Raw genomic sequence first — 15,368 nt, forward strand, 5'->3', positions numbered from 1 at the left:
GCCCCCAATGACCGCATTCACCACCCGCCCCGAAATCCTCGGCACCTTCGGCGTCGTCACTTCGACGCACTGGATCGCATCTGCCGTCGGCATGAGCATTCTCGAAAAGGGCGGCAATGCCTTCGATGCCGCCGTTGCGACGGGCTTCGTGCTGCAGATCGTTGAGCCGCATCTCTGCGGGCCGGGCGGCGACTTGCCCGCCATCCTCTATTCGAAGAAGAAGGATAAGGTCGAGGTCATTTGTGCCCAGGCGCCGGCACCGGCCGGCGCGACGATCGAGCATTACACGCGCGAGGGGCTGAAGCTCATTCCCGGCGATGGCCTGCTCGCCACCGTCATTCCCGGCGCCTTCGACGGCTGGATGCTGATGCTGCGCGATTACGGCAGGCTAACCGTCCGCGACGTGCTGGAACCGGCGATCCATTATGCCGAGAAAGGCCATCCCGTCCTGCCGCGCGTCTCCGCGACTATCGCAGATCTTGCCGATTTCTACCGCAAGGAATGGCCGACCTCCTACGAGACCTGGCTTCCGGGGGGAACAGCGCCCGAACCCTGGTCCAATTTCAGGAACCCGGTTCTTGCCGAAACCTGGAAGCGTGTCGTTGCCGAGGCGGAAAGCAAAAGCGATCGCGAAGCGCAGATCGAAGCCGCGCGCGATGCCTATTACCGCGGCTTCGTCGCGGAAGCGATCGACAGCTATGTCAGCAAAACGGAGGTCATGGATGCGAGCGGCGGGCGCCATAAGGGCGTGCTGACCGCCGACGACATGGCCAACTGGCGCGCCACTATCGAGGCGCCATTGACCTATGATTATCATGGCTGGACAGTCGCCAAGATCGGCCCCTGGGGTCAAGGCCCCGTCTTCCTGCAGACGCTATCGCTGCTTAAGGGTTTCGATCTGGCCGGCATGGACCCCGCCGGCGCCGATTTCGTCCACACCGTTACCGAGGCCATGAAGCTCGCCTTTGCCGACCGCGAGGTCTATTACGGTGACCCCAATTTCACGAACGTACCGCTCGAAACCCTGCTGTCGGATGCCTATGCCGCTGAGCGCCGCCAGCTGATTTCGTCCGAGGCCTCGCTTGCCCTGCGGCCCGGCAAGTTGCCCGTCTTTGAAAGCCAGTACGATCTTACCATGGCGATGCTCGAAGCGCCGGAAGCCAAGAGCGGTGCGGTCTACGAGCCAACAATGTCGCATCTCACCGAGAAGCGCGGCGACACCGTGCATATCGATGTCATCGACCGCGAGGGCAACATGGTGTCGGTCACACCATCGGGTGGCTGGCTGCAATCCTCGCCGATCATTCCCGGCCTCGGCTTTTGCCTCAATTCTCGCGCCCAGATGTTCTGGCTGCAGCCGGGCCTGCCCTCCTCGCTGGCACCGGGCAAGCGGCCGCGCACGACGCTGACCCCGACAATGGCACTGCATGAGGGACGCCCGACGCTCGCTTTCGGCACGCCCGGCGGCGATCAGCAGGAGCAGTGGCAGCTCTCCTTCTTCCTGCGCTATGTCCATCATGGGCTGAACCTGCAGGAGGCGATCGACAAGCCGCTGTTCCACAGCACGCATTTCCCGAGCTCCTTCTATCCGCGCACTCGCGAGCCCGGCGGCCTGACTGCAGAGGCGAATTTCAGTGCCAATGTGCTAGATACGCTCCGCAAGAAAGGCCATCAGCTGACCGTCGCACCGGAATGGACCGTAGGCCGCCTCACCGCCGCACGGCGCGACGCCGACGGTCTCTTGCGCGCTGCAGCGACTCCGCGTTTGATGCAAGCCTACGCTATCGGGAGATAGGGCCGATGACCTGGTCGATCGTTGCACGAGAGCCGGAAACTGGACATCTTGCAATCGCCGTCGCCACCCGCTTCTTTGCCGTCGGCAGCATCGTGCCGCATATTCGCGGCGGCATCGGCGCGGTTGCGACGCAGGCTTTTGCCAGCCCGCTTTACGGCATCGACGGACTTGCGATGCTGGCATCCGGTCACGCGCCCCATGAAATTCTTGAAACGCTGAGCGCCCGCGACGAAGGCCGCGAGCAGCGGCAATTTCACCTGATCGACAATAAGGGCAACAATGCCGCCTTTACCGGCGCCAGGTGTATCGATTGGGCGGGGCATCTGGTCGACGACAATGTATCGGTGGCTGGCAACATGCTGGCCGGCCCGCAGGTGATTGCGGAAACGCTTGCGACCTTCAAGAAAACCGCAGGCAAACCACTTGCCGAACGGCTGCTCGAAGCCATGCGGGCGGGCGAGGATGCAGGCGGGGATAAGCGTGGCAAGCAATCGGCAGCACTCGTCATCCACCGCGACCAGGATTATGCCTGGCTAAACATTCGTGTCGACGACAGTGCAGATCCGCTTGCCGAACTCGAGCGGCTCTATGCCGTCGCACAGGAGCGTTATCTCCATGTCGCCGAGACCATGCCGACACGGCAGAATCCAAGCGGCATGATCGACCGCCGCGAGATAGACGAAAAGATTGCCGCACTCGAAGCCGGAAGGGTTGCCGAAGGTCGCCCCTCAGCCTCCCATGCCACCATGGCAGCTCCATCGTGAGCAAGCTCAATTGAAGCCTGACCAATGGTAAAATCATAAAAGGGAACTTCATGCCGACCGTTGCAGCGCAGATGACCAATCCGGGCACCCAGCCTGTCCTTTCCGTCTCCAATCTCACCACGTCGTTTCTCGTCGATGGCGAGTGGCGCAAGGTCGTGAAGGACATTTCCTTCGATGTCATGCCGGGAGAGACGGTCGCTATCGTCGGCGAAAGCGGTTCCGGCAAGAGCGTGACGTCGCTTTCGATCATGCGGCTACTCGCCAGGGCCAGCAGCCGCATCGAGGGCGAAGTCAGGCTCAACGGCCGCGATCTCCTGGCATTGCCGGAGGCCGAGATGCGAAAGGTGCGCGGCAAGGACGTCGCGATGATCTTCCAGGAGCCGATGACTTCTCTCAATCCGATCTTCACCATCGGCCGGCAGATTTCCGAGGCGCTGACCTGCCATGGCAATATTTCCAAGGCCGAGGCAAAAGCCGAAACGATCCGCCTCCTGGAAAAGGTGCGCATCCCCAACGCGTCCTCGCGCTTCGACGAATATCCGCACCAGTTTTCCGGCGGCATGCGCCAGCGCGTGATGATCGCGATGGCGCTTGCCAGTCGCCCGAAACTCCTGATCGCCGATGAGCCGACGACCGCGCTCGACGTGACAATCCAGGGCCAGATCCTCGACCTCATCAAGGAGCTGCAGGAAGAGGAAGGCATGTCCGTCCTCTTCATCACCCACGACATGGGCGTTGTTGCCGAAATCTCCGATCGCACCATCGTCATGTATCGCGGCGAAGCGGTGGAAACAGGGAAGACCGACGATATCTTCCATCGCGGCCAGCATCCTTATACCCGAGCCCTGCTGTCAGCCGTGCCGCGCTTGGGTTCGATGAAAGACCAGCCGCAACCGTTGCGCTTCCCGGTCGTTGACGCAAGCACCGGCGAACGCAGCGAACCGAAGGCGCTCGCGGATACCGTCGATCACCGCAAGACACCGGTGCTCGAGGTGAAGAACCTCGTCACCCGCTTCGATCTTCGCGGCGGCCTGCTGGCTCGCCCGACGGGCGCGATCCATGCAGTCGAGAACGTCTCCTTCGATCTTGCACAAGGGGAAACGCTGTCGCTGGTCGGCGAATCCGGCTGCGGTAAGTCGACGACGGGGCGCTCCATCATGCGCCTCATCAACCCCAAATCCGGCGAAGTTCGCCTCGACGGCTATGACGTGATGAAGCTCAATACGCTCGATCTGCGCCGGATGCGCCGCAGCATCCAGATGATCTTCCAGGACCCGTTTGCGAGCCTCAATCCGCGCATGACGATCGGCGCCGCGGTAGCGGAACCCATTATCGAACATCGCTTGGGCACGCGCGCCGAAGCCCGGGAAAAGGCCGCCGATCTTCTGGAACGCGTCGGGCTGAAAGCCGACATGATGAGCCGTTATCCGCACGAATTCTCGGGCGGCCAGCGCCAGCGCATCTGTATTGCCCGCGCGCTTGCGCTCGATCCGAAGGTGATCGTCGCTGATGAGAGCGTCTCGGCGCTCGATGTGTCGATCAAGGCGCAGGTCTGCAATCTGCTGATGGATCTGCAGCAGAGCCTCAATCTCTCCTATCTCTTCATCTCGCACGACATGGCTGTGGTCGAGCGCGTCAGCCATCGCGTCGCAGTCATGTATCTTGGCGAGATCGTCGAAATCGGCCCGCGCGCATCGGTGTTCGAAAACCCACAGCACCCCTATACCAGGAAGCTAATGGCGGCCGTCCCGGTACCAGACCCATCCCGGCGCGGCATCCGGCGCAACCTCGCCGTCGACGAGTTGAAGAGCCCCGTGCGCCCCGTCGGCTATCAGCCACCCGCGCGACACTACCGCGAGGTCTCGCAGGGCCATCTGGTTCGAATGGAAGAGGCCGCCTGAGGCGCATTCTGACCTTGACGCCACCGAATTCCGGGCAAATATCGGCATCCTGTTTTCCATCTTATCTGGAGTGAATGATATGACCGATAACGTGCTCGATATTCCGGTAAAGAAGATCGACGGCAGCGATACGACGCTTGCCGACTATCGCGGCAAGGTCATCATGGTCGTCAATGTCGCGTCCAAATGCGGACTGACGGTGCAGTATGAAGGGCTGGAAAAGCTCTATGAGGAAAAGCGGGACGAAGGCCTTGTCATCGCCGGCTTTCCGGCCAATGACTTCAAAGGTCAAGAGCCGGGTAGCGACAAAGAGATTCTGGAGTTCTGCACGCTGACCTATGACGTGCAGTTTCCAATGTTTTCCAAGATCGCCGTGACAGGTGAAAACCGCCATCCGCTTTATGACAGACTGATCGCCTCCAGCGTCGAGACGGTAGGAGACGGGCCGATGCGTGAACGGCTCGCCAAACATGGCCTCGAGACCGGGCAGAACGGTGGCATCGTCTGGAATTTCGAAAAGTTCCTGATCGGTCGCGACGGCGACGTTGTTGCCCGCTTTGCGCCTGATGTAACCGCGGACGATCCGCGCCTGCTCTCCGTTCTGGAAAAAGAACTGGCTCGCGCCGGCTGAAATCCGCGGCAGATCGGATAAAAGCCGAAATAATTCAGAATAATAAGATCTATTTTTGCAAGCAGGGCGAGTATTACTTCGCCTTGCTATGTCGTTGCTTACGACTACGCTCAGGATTATTTTCAAGTCTTCGAATATATCCGAAGAAACGCCACATCAATCTGGGAGAAAGATGTCATGCGTGAACCTGATATGCAGAAACTTGATGCCCTGGTCGGTCGCCTGGTCGGCGATGTTGGCGCAGCGGTCTCCGGTGTGCTCGTGACACTTGGAGACCATCTCGGTCTGTTCAAGGCCATGGCGGACGGAACACCGATGACGTCGGTGGAGCTTGCCGATAAGGTTGGCGTAAAGGAGCGCTATGTGCGCGAATGGCTGTCGGCTCAAGCTGCGGCCGACTATGTCAGCTATGACGACGAAACCGAGCGCTTCTACCTGACGCCGGAACAGGCCATGGTGTTTGCGGAGGAAAGCAGTCCCGCCTTCTTCAACGGTGCCTTCGATGTCGTCCAATCCATGTGGTTGGATGAACCGAAGATCGCCAATGCCTTCAAGACCGGCAGCGGCCTCGGCTGGCATGAGCATAGCGCCTGCTTGTTCCGCGGCACGGAGCGTTTTTTCCGACCGGGCTACAACAGCCATCTCATTTCGGAATGGATACCCGCGCTGAACGGCGTGCATGAGAAATTGCAGGCCGGCGCGGCTGTCGCCGATGTCGGCTGCGGCCATGGAGCCTCGACCATCCTGATGGCGCAGGCCTATCCGAATTCGACATTCTTCGGCTTCGACTATCACCTGCCGTCGATCGCGCGGGCACGAGCTGCCGCGAAACAGGCGGGCGTCGATGGACGCATCACCTTCGAGCAGGCAAGCGCCAAGGATTTCCCGGCTGCCGGTTACGATCTTGTCGCCATGTTCGATTGCCTGCACGACATGGGCGATCCGGTCGGTGCCGGTAAACATGTCAAGGAAAGCCTTGCCGACGACGGAACCTGGATGATCGTCGAGCCCTTTGCGCATGATTGCCTGAAAGACAATCTCAACCCGGTCGGTCGCGTCTTCTACGGCGCATCGACGATGATCTGCACACCTGCCTCGCTGTCGCAGGAAGTCGGGCTGGGCCTGGGCGCGCAGGCCGGCGAATTGAAGCTGCGCAAGGTTGCCATGGATGCGGGCTATTCACATTTCCGCAAGGCGACCGAAACGCCGTTCAACATGGTCTTCGAAGTCAGGGCATGACCGGTAGGAAGACGCCGGGCCTAACGCGGCCCGGCGTCTTTCGGTGATTAGGCCTTCACGACGCTCGCCTGATAGATTTCGTCGATGGTTTTTGCGAGGCTGGCGTCGAATTCAGCATCGCTCATCGTCACGCGCAGATCCTCGGTCAAAGCACGGGAGAAGCTGGCGATCATTCCATGATTGTGGCTGAGCTTTTCGCAGGCATCCGCACGGCTGTAGCCGCCCGAAAGCGCCACGACGCGCGCCACCGCCTTATGATCGACGAGAGGCTTGTAGAAATCCGGAACCGTCGGGATCGTCAGCTTGAGCATGACTTTCTCGCCGGCCGGCACTGCATCGAGCCTCTGGGCGATCTCGTCCCGCAGAATAGCCTCGGCCTCCTGCTTGGTCGGGCTCTTGATGGAGACTTCCGGTTCGATGATCGGCACGAGACCATGGCCGAGGATCTGGTGTCCGATCTCGAACTGCTGCTTGACCACCGCGGCAATACCAGTCTTGTCGGCGTTGGCAATGACCGAACGCATCTTGGTGCCGAAGATTCCCTTCTTCGCCGCACGTGCAAGCAGAACGTCGAGATCCGGCATCGGCTTCATCACCTGCGCGCCGTTCTCCTCGGCCGCCAGACCCTTGTCGACCTTGAGGAACGGGACGACACCGCGATCGGCCCAAAGATAGGTGGGAACCGGCTTGCCCTTCGCCTCACCATCCATGGTCTTCTCGAAAAGAATGGCGCCGATCACCTTATCTCCGGAAAATGAGGGAGCCGTCATGATGCGCACGCGCATCTCATGCATCAGACGGAACATTTCCTCATCGCCATTATAGTCGGAATCGGCGATCCCATAGAGACGCAGGGCCCCCGGGGTCGAGCCTCCGCTTTGATCCAGGGCAGCGATGAAGCCACCCTTGCCCGACATCTGCGACATCATCTTTTCGTCAGCCATACTATTCTCCCTTATTACGCAACGCCGTGCGGCGCATACGGACTTTCTGGACCGGACAAGCCTTTTGGCATCTCCGGCCGGTTGCAACTATCGACCCCGGCGAACGTTTTCGCCCCTGATCCGGCCCTGCAAGCGACCGATATCTGAGAAACCTAACGGAATTCCGATGGTTATCCAGTCGAAATGCACAGCATTTTCGAGAAATCAATGACCGTGAACTGCGGAGTTTTGGGTGTGACAGCTTGCCAACACGGCTCTTTCCGCGCCAACTCGCCGAATAAACCGATTAAGGCGGTTATTACTGGAAGATGGCGCGCCGGGAACCGGTCGAACAATATTTTAACTTCAGCTTTTCACCATCCGTGTGATTTGAGCCGTTTTGAGCTGATTTGCCTTTGGGTGAGGTTGTGCAGCCCTTTTTCCGGCGCGAAAAGGGGGAAGGACCGACTGCATGGCATCCGCGATTCTGCTCAACTGGCAAACTGCGGCATCATTCAAGCGCGACGAAGTTGTTTATGGTGATCCACGAATTCAGCGCGAACGACTTCCCGCAACTCGGCCGGATCTTCGCCGATGATCGCCCGGTGCAGGAAGGCGGCCTTCCTTGAGAACACGGCTGACCCGATCAAAGGAGGAGGGGGCGTGTCTAGGCTGTCGATCCGATAGTGTCGCGCGACATCGCGGTACAACCTTTAGCATCTATATTCAGCCGGCATTCAGAAAGGCAATTTTAAGATGCATATCGCCAGCCATTCTATTATTAGGGGAATCTCATGGACAAATATAGCAAAACTGTTTTGACAATCATCGCCGTCGCGCTCGCGGCAATCGCCATCCAAAACACAATCACGCCGGCGCAAGCCGTCGGTGGCGGCTGCGGTACCGAGACCTACCGCCCCTGCTATGTAAAACTGGTGAACTAGAGCGGATTCAGATTTTAGGTCGAACAGACCTAAAATCATCCGGCTCTAGCGCAACCACCGCTGCCCGTGGGATACCCCCGGGTAGCTTTATCCCAGCCGATTATGAATCAGCGCCTTTTCGCGCGGCCTGAATGGCCGTACGGGCACCGTTGCGCAGCTGAGCCGTCTCCGTGCCGGCGATGACCAGATCGAGGCCGAGCTTCAGATATTCCCCAGCGCGTGCGCCATCGCCGCCGAAAGCGCAAATGACCTTGCCGTGGGCGCGGCAGCGTGCCAGCGCGGTTGCAAGCGCCTGATCGATCGCGGCGCTATCGGGTGCAAGACGGGCGCCGTTCGAAAGCGCGATGGAAAGATCGGACGGGCCGACGAAGATGCCATCGATGCCGTCGACTGCGAGAATCTCGTCGATGGCATCGAGCGCCATGCGGGTTTCCACCATAGCGATGGTAGCGGTCAGGCTGTTGGCGCTTTTCAGATAGTCTTCGGCCGGCAGACCGAAATGATTGAGTGCGAGCGATGGCCCCCAGCTCCGCTCGCCGAGCGGCGGATACTTCGTCGCTTGCACCAAGGCGCGCGCATCATCGGCGGAATTGATCATCGGCGCGATAATGGCGGAGGCGCCGGCATCGAGAAGGCGCGAGGCAGAAGCAAAATCGCCGACGGGAATGCGGGCAATCGCCGGCTTTCCGGCCAGGCGCACATAGGCGATCCCGTTGGCGGCGGACTCCATGTTCCACATGCCATGCTGCATATCGAGTACAATAGTATCGAAATCTTCCTGAGCCAGATGGTTGACGAGCATCGGATCGGGAATACCGACCCAGCCGGAGATCATGCCGCCATTCTCGCGGCGCTTCAGGCGTCCGGCAAAACCGTTCATGTCAGTCGTCATCGTCTTTCCTCACCTATCAACATCCGGCCCCATTTTGGAGCTCGCCTCAGCCGCCAAATCACGGCAAGCCGTTGCAATCGACAATACTCAATTCCCATTGCCGAGCCACTCGAAAGTGCGCATGCGACTGATACAATCGACAAAGCACGGCTTCGACCATCGTCGGTTGCCGTGCATAAGGATGATTTCAAATCTGCCCGACGACCATGACAAATATGCAGCTATTTGGGTCGGTTCGTCACGCTCGCAAGGCGGCCAAGACGTGACTGAAGACGAGAGATGCCGACAGGCAGACGGCATCTCTCATCCGCGGGATTTCGCCGGCTCCTTATCGCTCAGCGATCAGCAAAACGCTGCTTCGCAAAATCCGTAACAGGCGTATAGAGGCTGATGAGCGTTCCCTCGGGATCGCGGATCTGCCCTGCCCGGTTGCCCCAGGGCATCAGCTTCGGCTCGTGCACGACCTCCACCTTGTCCTTTAGCTTTGCAAATTCGGCATCGACATCACCAACCTGGAATTCGATGATGACAGAGCGATTGGCACAGGGCTCGGCGCTGCCCTCCTTGAACAGGGCGACGGCCTCGGCGCTTCCGATCGCAAGCGTCGCCGCCGGGGTGACGATCTCGGCAAAGACCGGCGCCAGCCACTCGGCCCGGTGGCCGGTGACCATCTCATAAAAGCCGACTACTTTCTTGATGTCTGAAGCGATCAGACGAATGGATGCCAGTTTCATCGCATACTCCTTCAAAAGGCCGGCCGAACATATCGTTGGCGGCTCGAAGGCTCTTGTTGCATAAGGCTGTTGCCACCATACTGGCAGCAGGAGTCAGCAGGAATGCGTCGCGCCGACCGTTTGTTTCAGATCATACAGATATTGCGCCGGTCGAGCCGGCCAGTGACCGCCGCCGCGCTGGCGGATGAGCTCGAAGTCTCCAAGCGCACGGTCTATCGCGATATCGCCGATCTGATGAGTCAACGCGTCCCGATCGAAGGCGAGGCCGGTTTTGGATATCTCCTCTCGCCCGGTTACGAAATGCCACCGCTCATGCTGACGCCCGAGGAGATTGAGGCCGTCGTCCTTGGAGCACAATGGGTTGCGGGCCGTGCCGACAAGACCCTTGCCAATGCCGCACGCGATGTGGTTGCCAAGATCACCGCCATCGTGCCCGAGCACCTGCGCCCCTTCATTCTTGAGCCGAGCGTCGGCGCCAAACCGCTCCTTCAGGAAGCTGAAGAGGAAAACATCGACCTGCCAATGCTGCGGGCCGCAATCCGCGAAGGACGAAAACTTCGCCTGCGTTATCAGTCCTATACGGGGGCGGAAAGCACAAGGATCGCCTGGCCCGTAATCCTTGGCTATTCCGACACCAGCCGCATCCTGGTGGCCTGGTGTGAGCTACGCCAGAGCTTCCGGCATTTCCGCACAGAACGGATTACCGAGGCCGACATGCTCGATGAAGGTCATGGCTTGCGGCCAGGCGAGCTTCGCCGCCGCTGGTCGGCCTGGCGAGAGGCAGAACTCCAGCAATTAGGCCAAGCGCAATAGGCATCAAGTGCCGGCGCCATTTTGTGCCCGCACCCGATAATATCAAATAATCCCGCCGCCGCCGGCAACGGAAGCCGGACGTTCGCCGGCAACCTTGCGGCGATAGCCGCTCGCCCTGTAGGTGGCGACCGGATCGATGGCGCCACCGGCGCGGCGGCGAGCTTCGGCCAGGATCGGTTCGACATCGGCGCGATAGGCGCGCTTCAGCGTTTCCGATGCCATCAGCGCGTCATTCGCATCCTGGTAGCCGTCCAGTGCTTTTCGATCGACAATCAGCGCTTGCGCGTAGGCACGGCGGATTTCATTGGCGCTGGAGATCAGGCTTTCGATCGGGTCCGTGACGTTATGCGACTGGTCGATCATATGCGCCGGATTGAAATCGTTGACCCCGCGCCGTTCGGCATCGACCAGCTCGTTGAAGACGAGGAACAGGCGGTAGGGCTCGATGGCGCCGGCGTCGAGATCGTCGTCGCCATATTTCGAGTCGTTGAAGTGGAAGCCTCCGAGCTTGCCGAACTGGATGAGGCGCGCGACGATCATCTCGATATTGGTATTCGGCGCGTGGTGACCGAGATCGACGAGGCACTGCGCCTTCGGGCCGAGGGTCTGCGCGATCAGATAGTTGGTGCCCCAGTCCTGAACGACCGTCGAATAGAAGGCCGGCTCGTACATCTTATGCTCGGAGAACAGCCGCCAATCGTCCGGGAGTGCCTTGTAGATATCGGCCATGGCGGCGAGATAGCGCTCGAAGGCCTTGGTGAAATTGGTCTGGCCGGGGAAATTCGAGCCGTCGCCGATCCATACCGTCAGCGCCTTCGAGCCGAGCGCCTTGCCGATTTCGATGCATTCGATGTTGTGCTCGACGGCCTGGGCGCGGGTTGCCGCATCGACGTGGCTCAGCGAACCGAACTTATAGGAATGCGCCTGACCGGGCGCATCGGAGAAAGTGTTGGAGTTCATAGCGTCGAAGCCGAGGCCGAGTGCATCGCCTTTCGCCTTCAATTCCCTCGCATCGGCCTTGTCCCAGGGAATATGCAGCGAAACCCTTGGTGTTGCCCGCGTCAGCTGCTGAATAACGGCGCAATCATCGAGCTTGTCGAAGATGCCGCGCGGCTCGCCGGTGCCGGGAAAGCGGGCAAAGCGCGTACCGCCGGTACCGACACCCCAGGAAGGAACTGCAACGAAGAATTCGGAGACCTTCTTGGTCACGGCTTCGATATCGACGCCGCGCCGGGCGAGCGTGGCGCCCAGCGCCTCGTAATCGGAATTCAGCGCGGCGGCGCGCTTGTCATTTTCTGCAGCGACCAGATCGGGCGCGATCCTGTATTCGGCCATTCTTTCCTCCCAAATGCGTCATTCGAAACACTACAGTGCGATAACTCTGCAAGCCATCACCCGCCCACACCCATCGGGGGCCCTACGGGCCAACTCAGGGTGAGGGCTGATCTCCCATTCAGTCGGCGCAAGCGCTGCTCCACCCTCACGGTGAGGTGCGCTGCCGCAAGAGCGAAGCGAGTGCGGTAGAGCCTCGAACCATGAGGATGGCCCCGAGGCTGCCGCTTCCCCCCGCAACTACCGCGTAAAGCTCTGCGCGTTGCCGGCGTCGACGTTGATGATGTTGCCCGTCGACTTGGCGGAAAGGTCCGAGGCCAGGAAGTAGATGGCTTCGGCAATATCCTCAGGGAAGACATTGAGCTTCAGCATCGAGCGCTTGCGGTAATGTTCCTCCAGCTCGTCCACCTCGATCTTCGAAGAGGCAGCGCGCTGCTCGCGCCACTCGCCATTCCAGATCTTCGAGCCGCGCAAGACGGCGTCGGGATTGACCGTGTTCACGCGAATACCGGCTTCCGCACCTTCCAGCGCCAGGCAGCGGGCCAGATGAATCTCGGCAGCCTTTGCCGTGCAATAGGCGGCGGCATTCGGCGAGGATGCAAGACCGTTCTTCGACGCGACGAAGACGACATTGCCGCCGAGATTTTGGCGGCGGAACAGCCGGAAGGCTTCGCGCGAGACGAGGAAATAGCCGGTCGCGAGGATATCGATATTGCGATTCCACATCGAAAGCTCGGTGCTCTCGATCGGCGCGGACGATGCTATACCGGCATTCGAGACCAGAATATCGACGCCGCCAAATTCGACGCAAGCCTCGGCAAAGGAGGAGATGACTGCATCTTCCTTCGTCACGTCGAGCTTGATGCTACGTACCGCATCGGCACCATATCGCTTGGCGAAATCGGCCTGTGTGCTTTCAAGTGCCGCCTGGTCGATGTCAGCCAGAACCACGCAGGCGCCCTCGCCCGCCAGGCGCGCCGCCGTCGCTCGGCCGATGCCGCCGGCGCCGCCGGTGACGAAAGCGACACGGCCGGCAAGGCTCTTCGGCTTCGGCATGCGCTGAAGCTTCGCCTCCTCCAGCAGCCAATATTCGATATCGAAGGCTTCCTGCTCCGGCAGACCCTGATATTCGGAAACCGTAGAGGCGCCACGCATGACGTTGATGGCGTTGACATAGAACTCGCCAGCAATACGGGCAGTCGCCTTGTCCCGGGCAAAGGACAGCATGCCGACGCCGGGCACGAGGAAGATCACCGGGTTCGGGTCGCGCATGGCAGGCGAGTTGTCGTGCTTGCAATCATTGTAGTAGCGCGCGTAATCGGCGCGGTAATCTTCCAGCGCCTTGTCGAGGCCGGCGATGACCGCATCGACATCGGGCTTGGCCGGGTCGAAATCAACGATCAGTGGCCGGATCTTGGTGCGCAGGAAATGATCCGGGCAGCTCGTGCCGAGCGCGCCAAGCGGGCGAAGGTTCTTCGAGTTGACGAATTCGAGCACGGCATCCTGATCATCGAAATCCCCGAGCTTGCGCTCGGTCTTGCCGATGCGGCCGCGGATTTCCGGCATCAGCCGGGCGGCGATCGCACGGCGCTGCGCCTGCGGCAGGCTCTGGGTGATGGCACCGCCAAAAATGGTCTTGCCTGCCGTCTTGGCGGCGAACCATTCGATCGCCTTGTTGATGATCGCGAGCGTCAGCTCGTAGCATTCCTTGGCATCGTTGGCCCAGGTGAAGAGGCCATGGCTTTCGAGCACGACACCCTTCGCATTCGGATGCGCCTTGACGAAGGCTTCGAGATCGAGGCCGAGTTGGAAGCCGGGGCGGCGCCAGGGCAGCCAGCCGATCTTCTCACCGAAGATCTCGCGTGTCAGTTCGCGCGAATTCTTCGACGCGGCGATGGCGATGATGGCATCGGGATGCATGTGGTCGACATGGGTGAACGGCACGAAGCCATGGAGCGGCGTGTCGATGGAAGCGGCCCGCGCATTCAGATTAAAGGTGCAGTGCGGCAGGAAGCCGACCATGCGATCCTCGTCTGAAACGCCCTGATAGATGTTCTTCAGGCTGTCGAGCTTGTCCTGATAGAGCGTTGCGAAACCATCGAGCTTGATGGTGCCGACATCGCCGCCGGAGCCCTTGACCCAGAGCACCCTAACCTTCTCGCCGGAGAGTGGATCGGTTTCCATGACTTTGGCCGACGTGTTGCCGCCGCCGTAGTTGGTGATACGCTTATCGGCACCGAGCAGATTCGACCGATAAAGCAGCTTGCCGGGCTCATCGAGTCCATCAGCATATGCATCATCCCAACGGTTTTCCAGAAGCTGAACGCCAGCCGCCATGTCATCCTCCCTTGAAATCAAGTCTTTCGGGCAGACCGGATCATGATGGAACCGCCCTTTGTGAGCAGGGTATCGCTCACGTATAGTCACCTTGTCAATCGAAAACGGTCAAATTCGATAATGTTGCGATGCAATATGAAAGTTTATGATCGTTTATGATTGACACATTGTCATATTTGCGAAATAACCGCCCTCAAGGAGGAGCCAATGCACGAACGCGAACGCCATCGCATTATTCTGAGCGCCGTACAGGAAAAGTCTGTCGTGACGATTCAGGATATTTCCGAGCTGACCGAGGCTTCGGAAGCGACGATACGCCGTGATATCGCTGCCCTGCACGTGCAGGGAAAGATCCGGCGCGTGCGCGGCGGCGCGGAATCGATCCATCCTCCGCAGCTTGGCAATCTCGTCGGCCGACCCTTCCGCGTCTCAGAATCCGTCAATATCGACAAGAAACGCGCAATAGCGCGCAAGGCGGCAGAATTGTGCAGTCCGGGTGACGCCATCATCATCAATGGCGGCACGACGACATTCCAGCTGGTCCATTATATCTCGGCGTTCCGCCTGCAGGTGATGACCAACTCCTTCGCGATCGCGGAACATCTGGTCAAGCATTCGAAAAATACGGTGACGGTGCCGGGCGGCGCGATCTATCGCGAGCAGAGCCTGATCCTTTCGCCTTTCGACAACGATACCACGCGCAATTTCTACGCACGACGGATGTTTCTCGGCGCGCAAGGCGTCGGCCCTCTTGGAATCATGGAGGCGGATGGACTGCTGATCCAGAGCGAGCAGAAGCTGATGCGGCAGGCGGACGAACTCGTCCTCATGGTCGATTCGAGCAAGTTCCGTCAGCGTTCCAGCCTGATCCTTTGTCCGCTCGAGCAGGTTTCGACCATCATTACCGATGACGGCGTGACCGCCGAGACCGTGCGTATGATCGAGGATGCAGGCGTATCGCTTGTAATAGCGAACGTTTCGGCCGAGGCCGACGAGGAGGATTCCCCGTCGGTCGCATAAAACAAGCGGCGATGGGGTGTGCATAGCCTATCAACTTTGGGAG

At 59.9% G+C, this 15,368-nt stretch carries 13 protein-coding genes; 8 read left to right on the forward strand and 5 right to left on the reverse strand.

Going from position 1 to position 15,368, the window contains the following annotated elements; translation table 11 throughout:
* Positions 1 to 7: 7 nt before the first annotated feature.
* The 5 genes from ACYJRZ_RS17805 to ACYJRZ_RS17825 all read left to right on the forward strand — a co-directional run bounded on the left by ACYJRZ_RS17805 (position 8) and on the right by ACYJRZ_RS17825 (position 6,330).
* Positions 8 to 1,795: a gamma-glutamyltransferase family protein gene (locus tag ACYJRZ_RS17805; protein WP_459461081.1), complete on the forward strand. Its 1,788-nt coding sequence runs from the start codon at positions 8 to 10 to the stop codon at positions 1,793 to 1,795.
* A 5-nt stretch (positions 1,796 to 1,800) separates the two neighbouring features.
* Positions 1,801 to 2,559, forward strand: coding sequence for a DUF1028 domain-containing protein (locus ACYJRZ_RS17810; protein WP_459461083.1), 759 nt, complete (start codon positions 1,801 to 1,803; stop codon positions 2,557 to 2,559).
* A 50-nt stretch (positions 2,560 to 2,609) separates the two neighbouring features.
* Positions 2,610 to 4,460, forward strand: a complete 1,851-nt coding sequence (locus ACYJRZ_RS17815; protein ID WP_459461085.1) for an ABC transporter ATP-binding protein — start codon at positions 2,610 to 2,612, stop codon at positions 4,458 to 4,460.
* Positions 4,461 to 4,539: 79 nt separating this feature from the next.
* Positions 4,540 to 5,091, forward strand: a complete 552-nt coding sequence (locus tag ACYJRZ_RS17820) for a glutathione peroxidase (RefSeq protein WP_459461087.1) — start codon at positions 4,540 to 4,542, stop codon at positions 5,089 to 5,091.
* Positions 5,092 to 5,268: 177 nt separating this feature from the next.
* Positions 5,269 to 6,330 carry a class I SAM-dependent methyltransferase gene (locus tag ACYJRZ_RS17825; RefSeq protein ID WP_459461089.1) on the forward strand — a complete coding sequence of 354 codons (1,062 nt, stop codon included), beginning with the start codon at positions 5,269 to 5,271 and terminating at the stop codon, positions 6,328 to 6,330.
* Between the two features lie 47 nt (positions 6,331 to 6,377).
* Here the strand turns inward: ACYJRZ_RS17825 and ACYJRZ_RS17830 are convergent, their stop codons facing one another.
* Positions 6,378 to 7,274 carry a fructose bisphosphate aldolase gene (locus ACYJRZ_RS17830; protein WP_459461091.1) on the reverse strand — a complete coding sequence of 299 codons (897 nt, stop codon included), beginning with the start codon at positions 7,272 to 7,274 and terminating at the stop codon, positions 6,378 to 6,380.
* A 773-nt stretch (positions 7,275 to 8,047) separates the two neighbouring features.
* Between ACYJRZ_RS17830 and ACYJRZ_RS17835 the strand changes: the two genes are divergently transcribed.
* Entirely contained in the window at positions 8,048 to 8,197 is a 150-nt protein-coding gene (locus ACYJRZ_RS17835) for a hypothetical protein (protein ID WP_459461093.1), read from the forward strand.
* Between the two features lie 100 nt (positions 8,198 to 8,297).
* On the opposite strand, the gene ACYJRZ_RS17840 is transcribed toward ACYJRZ_RS17835, so the two are convergent.
* Positions 8,298 to 9,089 carry an HpcH/HpaI aldolase family protein gene (locus ACYJRZ_RS17840; RefSeq protein WP_459461094.1) on the reverse strand — a complete coding sequence of 264 codons (792 nt, stop codon included), beginning with the start codon at positions 9,087 to 9,089 and terminating at the stop codon, positions 8,298 to 8,300.
* A 335-nt stretch (positions 9,090 to 9,424) separates the two neighbouring features.
* A complete protein-coding gene (locus tag ACYJRZ_RS17845) occupies positions 9,425 to 9,823 on the reverse strand; it encodes a VOC family protein (protein WP_459461096.1) in 399 nt (132 codons plus the stop codon).
* A 102-nt stretch (positions 9,824 to 9,925) separates the two neighbouring features.
* On the opposite strand from ACYJRZ_RS17845, the gene ACYJRZ_RS17850 reads away from it, so the two are divergent.
* Complete coding sequence (locus tag ACYJRZ_RS17850) at positions 9,926 to 10,636, forward strand: helix-turn-helix transcriptional regulator (protein WP_459461098.1); 711 nt, start codon at positions 9,926 to 9,928, stop codon at positions 10,634 to 10,636.
* A gap of 42 nt (positions 10,637 to 10,678) precedes the next feature.
* Here ACYJRZ_RS17850 and rhaI read toward each other — a convergent pair whose 3' ends face one another.
* The gene (gene rhaI, locus ACYJRZ_RS17855) at positions 10,679 to 11,971 is read right to left on the reverse strand and encodes an L-rhamnose catabolism isomerase (RefSeq protein ID WP_459461100.1); all 1,293 of its coding nucleotides are present in this window, start codon (positions 11,969 to 11,971) and stop codon (positions 10,679 to 10,681) included.
* A 237-nt stretch (positions 11,972 to 12,208) separates the two neighbouring features.
* The gene (locus tag ACYJRZ_RS17860; protein ID WP_459461102.1) at positions 12,209 to 14,305 is read right to left on the reverse strand and encodes a bifunctional rhamnulose-1-phosphate aldolase/short-chain dehydrogenase; all 2,097 of its coding nucleotides are present in this window, start codon (positions 14,303 to 14,305) and stop codon (positions 12,209 to 12,211) included.
* Positions 14,306 to 14,512: 207 nt separating this feature from the next.
* Between ACYJRZ_RS17860 and ACYJRZ_RS17865 the strand changes: the two genes are divergently transcribed.
* Positions 14,513 to 15,325: a DeoR/GlpR family DNA-binding transcription regulator gene (locus ACYJRZ_RS17865; protein ID WP_459461104.1), complete on the forward strand. Its 813-nt coding sequence runs from the start codon at positions 14,513 to 14,515 to the stop codon at positions 15,323 to 15,325.
* Positions 15,326 to 15,368 lie beyond the last annotated feature (43 nt).

It is taken from the genome of Rhizobium sp. No.120 (genome assembly GCF_054558365.1).

What these genes read in the sequence shown, in the direction of transcription:
- ACYJRZ_RS17805 (WP_459461081.1), top strand. Translation starts at nt 8, where the DNA reads ATGACCGCATTCACCACCCGCCCCGAAATCCTCGGCACCTTCGGCGTC.
- ACYJRZ_RS17810 (WP_459461083.1), top strand. Translation starts at nt 1,801, where the DNA reads ATGACCTGGTCGATCGTTGCACGAGAGCCGGAAACTGGACATCTTGCA.
- ACYJRZ_RS17815 (WP_459461085.1), top strand. Translation starts at nt 2,610, where the DNA reads ATGCCGACCGTTGCAGCGCAGATGACCAATCCGGGCACCCAGCCTGTC.
- ACYJRZ_RS17820 (WP_459461087.1), top strand. Translation starts at nt 4,540, where the DNA reads ATGACCGATAACGTGCTCGATATTCCGGTAAAGAAGATCGACGGCAGC.
- ACYJRZ_RS17825 (WP_459461089.1), top strand. Translation starts at nt 5,269, where the DNA reads ATGCGTGAACCTGATATGCAGAAACTTGATGCCCTGGTCGGTCGCCTG.
- ACYJRZ_RS17830 (WP_459461091.1), bottom strand. Translation starts at nt 7,274, where the DNA reads ATGGCTGACGAAAAGATGATGTCGCAGATGTCGGGCAAGGGTGGCTTC.
- ACYJRZ_RS17835 (WP_459461093.1), top strand. Translation starts at nt 8,048, where the DNA reads ATGGACAAATATAGCAAAACTGTTTTGACAATCATCGCCGTCGCGCTC.
- ACYJRZ_RS17840 (WP_459461094.1), bottom strand. Translation starts at nt 9,089, where the DNA reads ATGACGACTGACATGAACGGTTTTGCCGGACGCCTGAAGCGCCGCGAG.
- ACYJRZ_RS17845 (WP_459461096.1), bottom strand. Translation starts at nt 9,823, where the DNA reads ATGAAACTGGCATCCATTCGTCTGATCGCTTCAGACATCAAGAAAGTA.
- ACYJRZ_RS17850 (WP_459461098.1), top strand. Translation starts at nt 9,926, where the DNA reads ATGCGTCGCGCCGACCGTTTGTTTCAGATCATACAGATATTGCGCCGG.
- rhaI (WP_459461100.1), bottom strand. Translation starts at nt 11,971, where the DNA reads ATGGCCGAATACAGGATCGCGCCCGATCTGGTCGCTGCAGAAAATGAC.
- ACYJRZ_RS17860 (WP_459461102.1), bottom strand. Translation starts at nt 14,305, where the DNA reads ATGGCGGCTGGCGTTCAGCTTCTGGAAAACCGTTGGGATGATGCATAT.
- ACYJRZ_RS17865 (WP_459461104.1), top strand. Translation starts at nt 14,513, where the DNA reads ATGCACGAACGCGAACGCCATCGCATTATTCTGAGCGCCGTACAGGAA.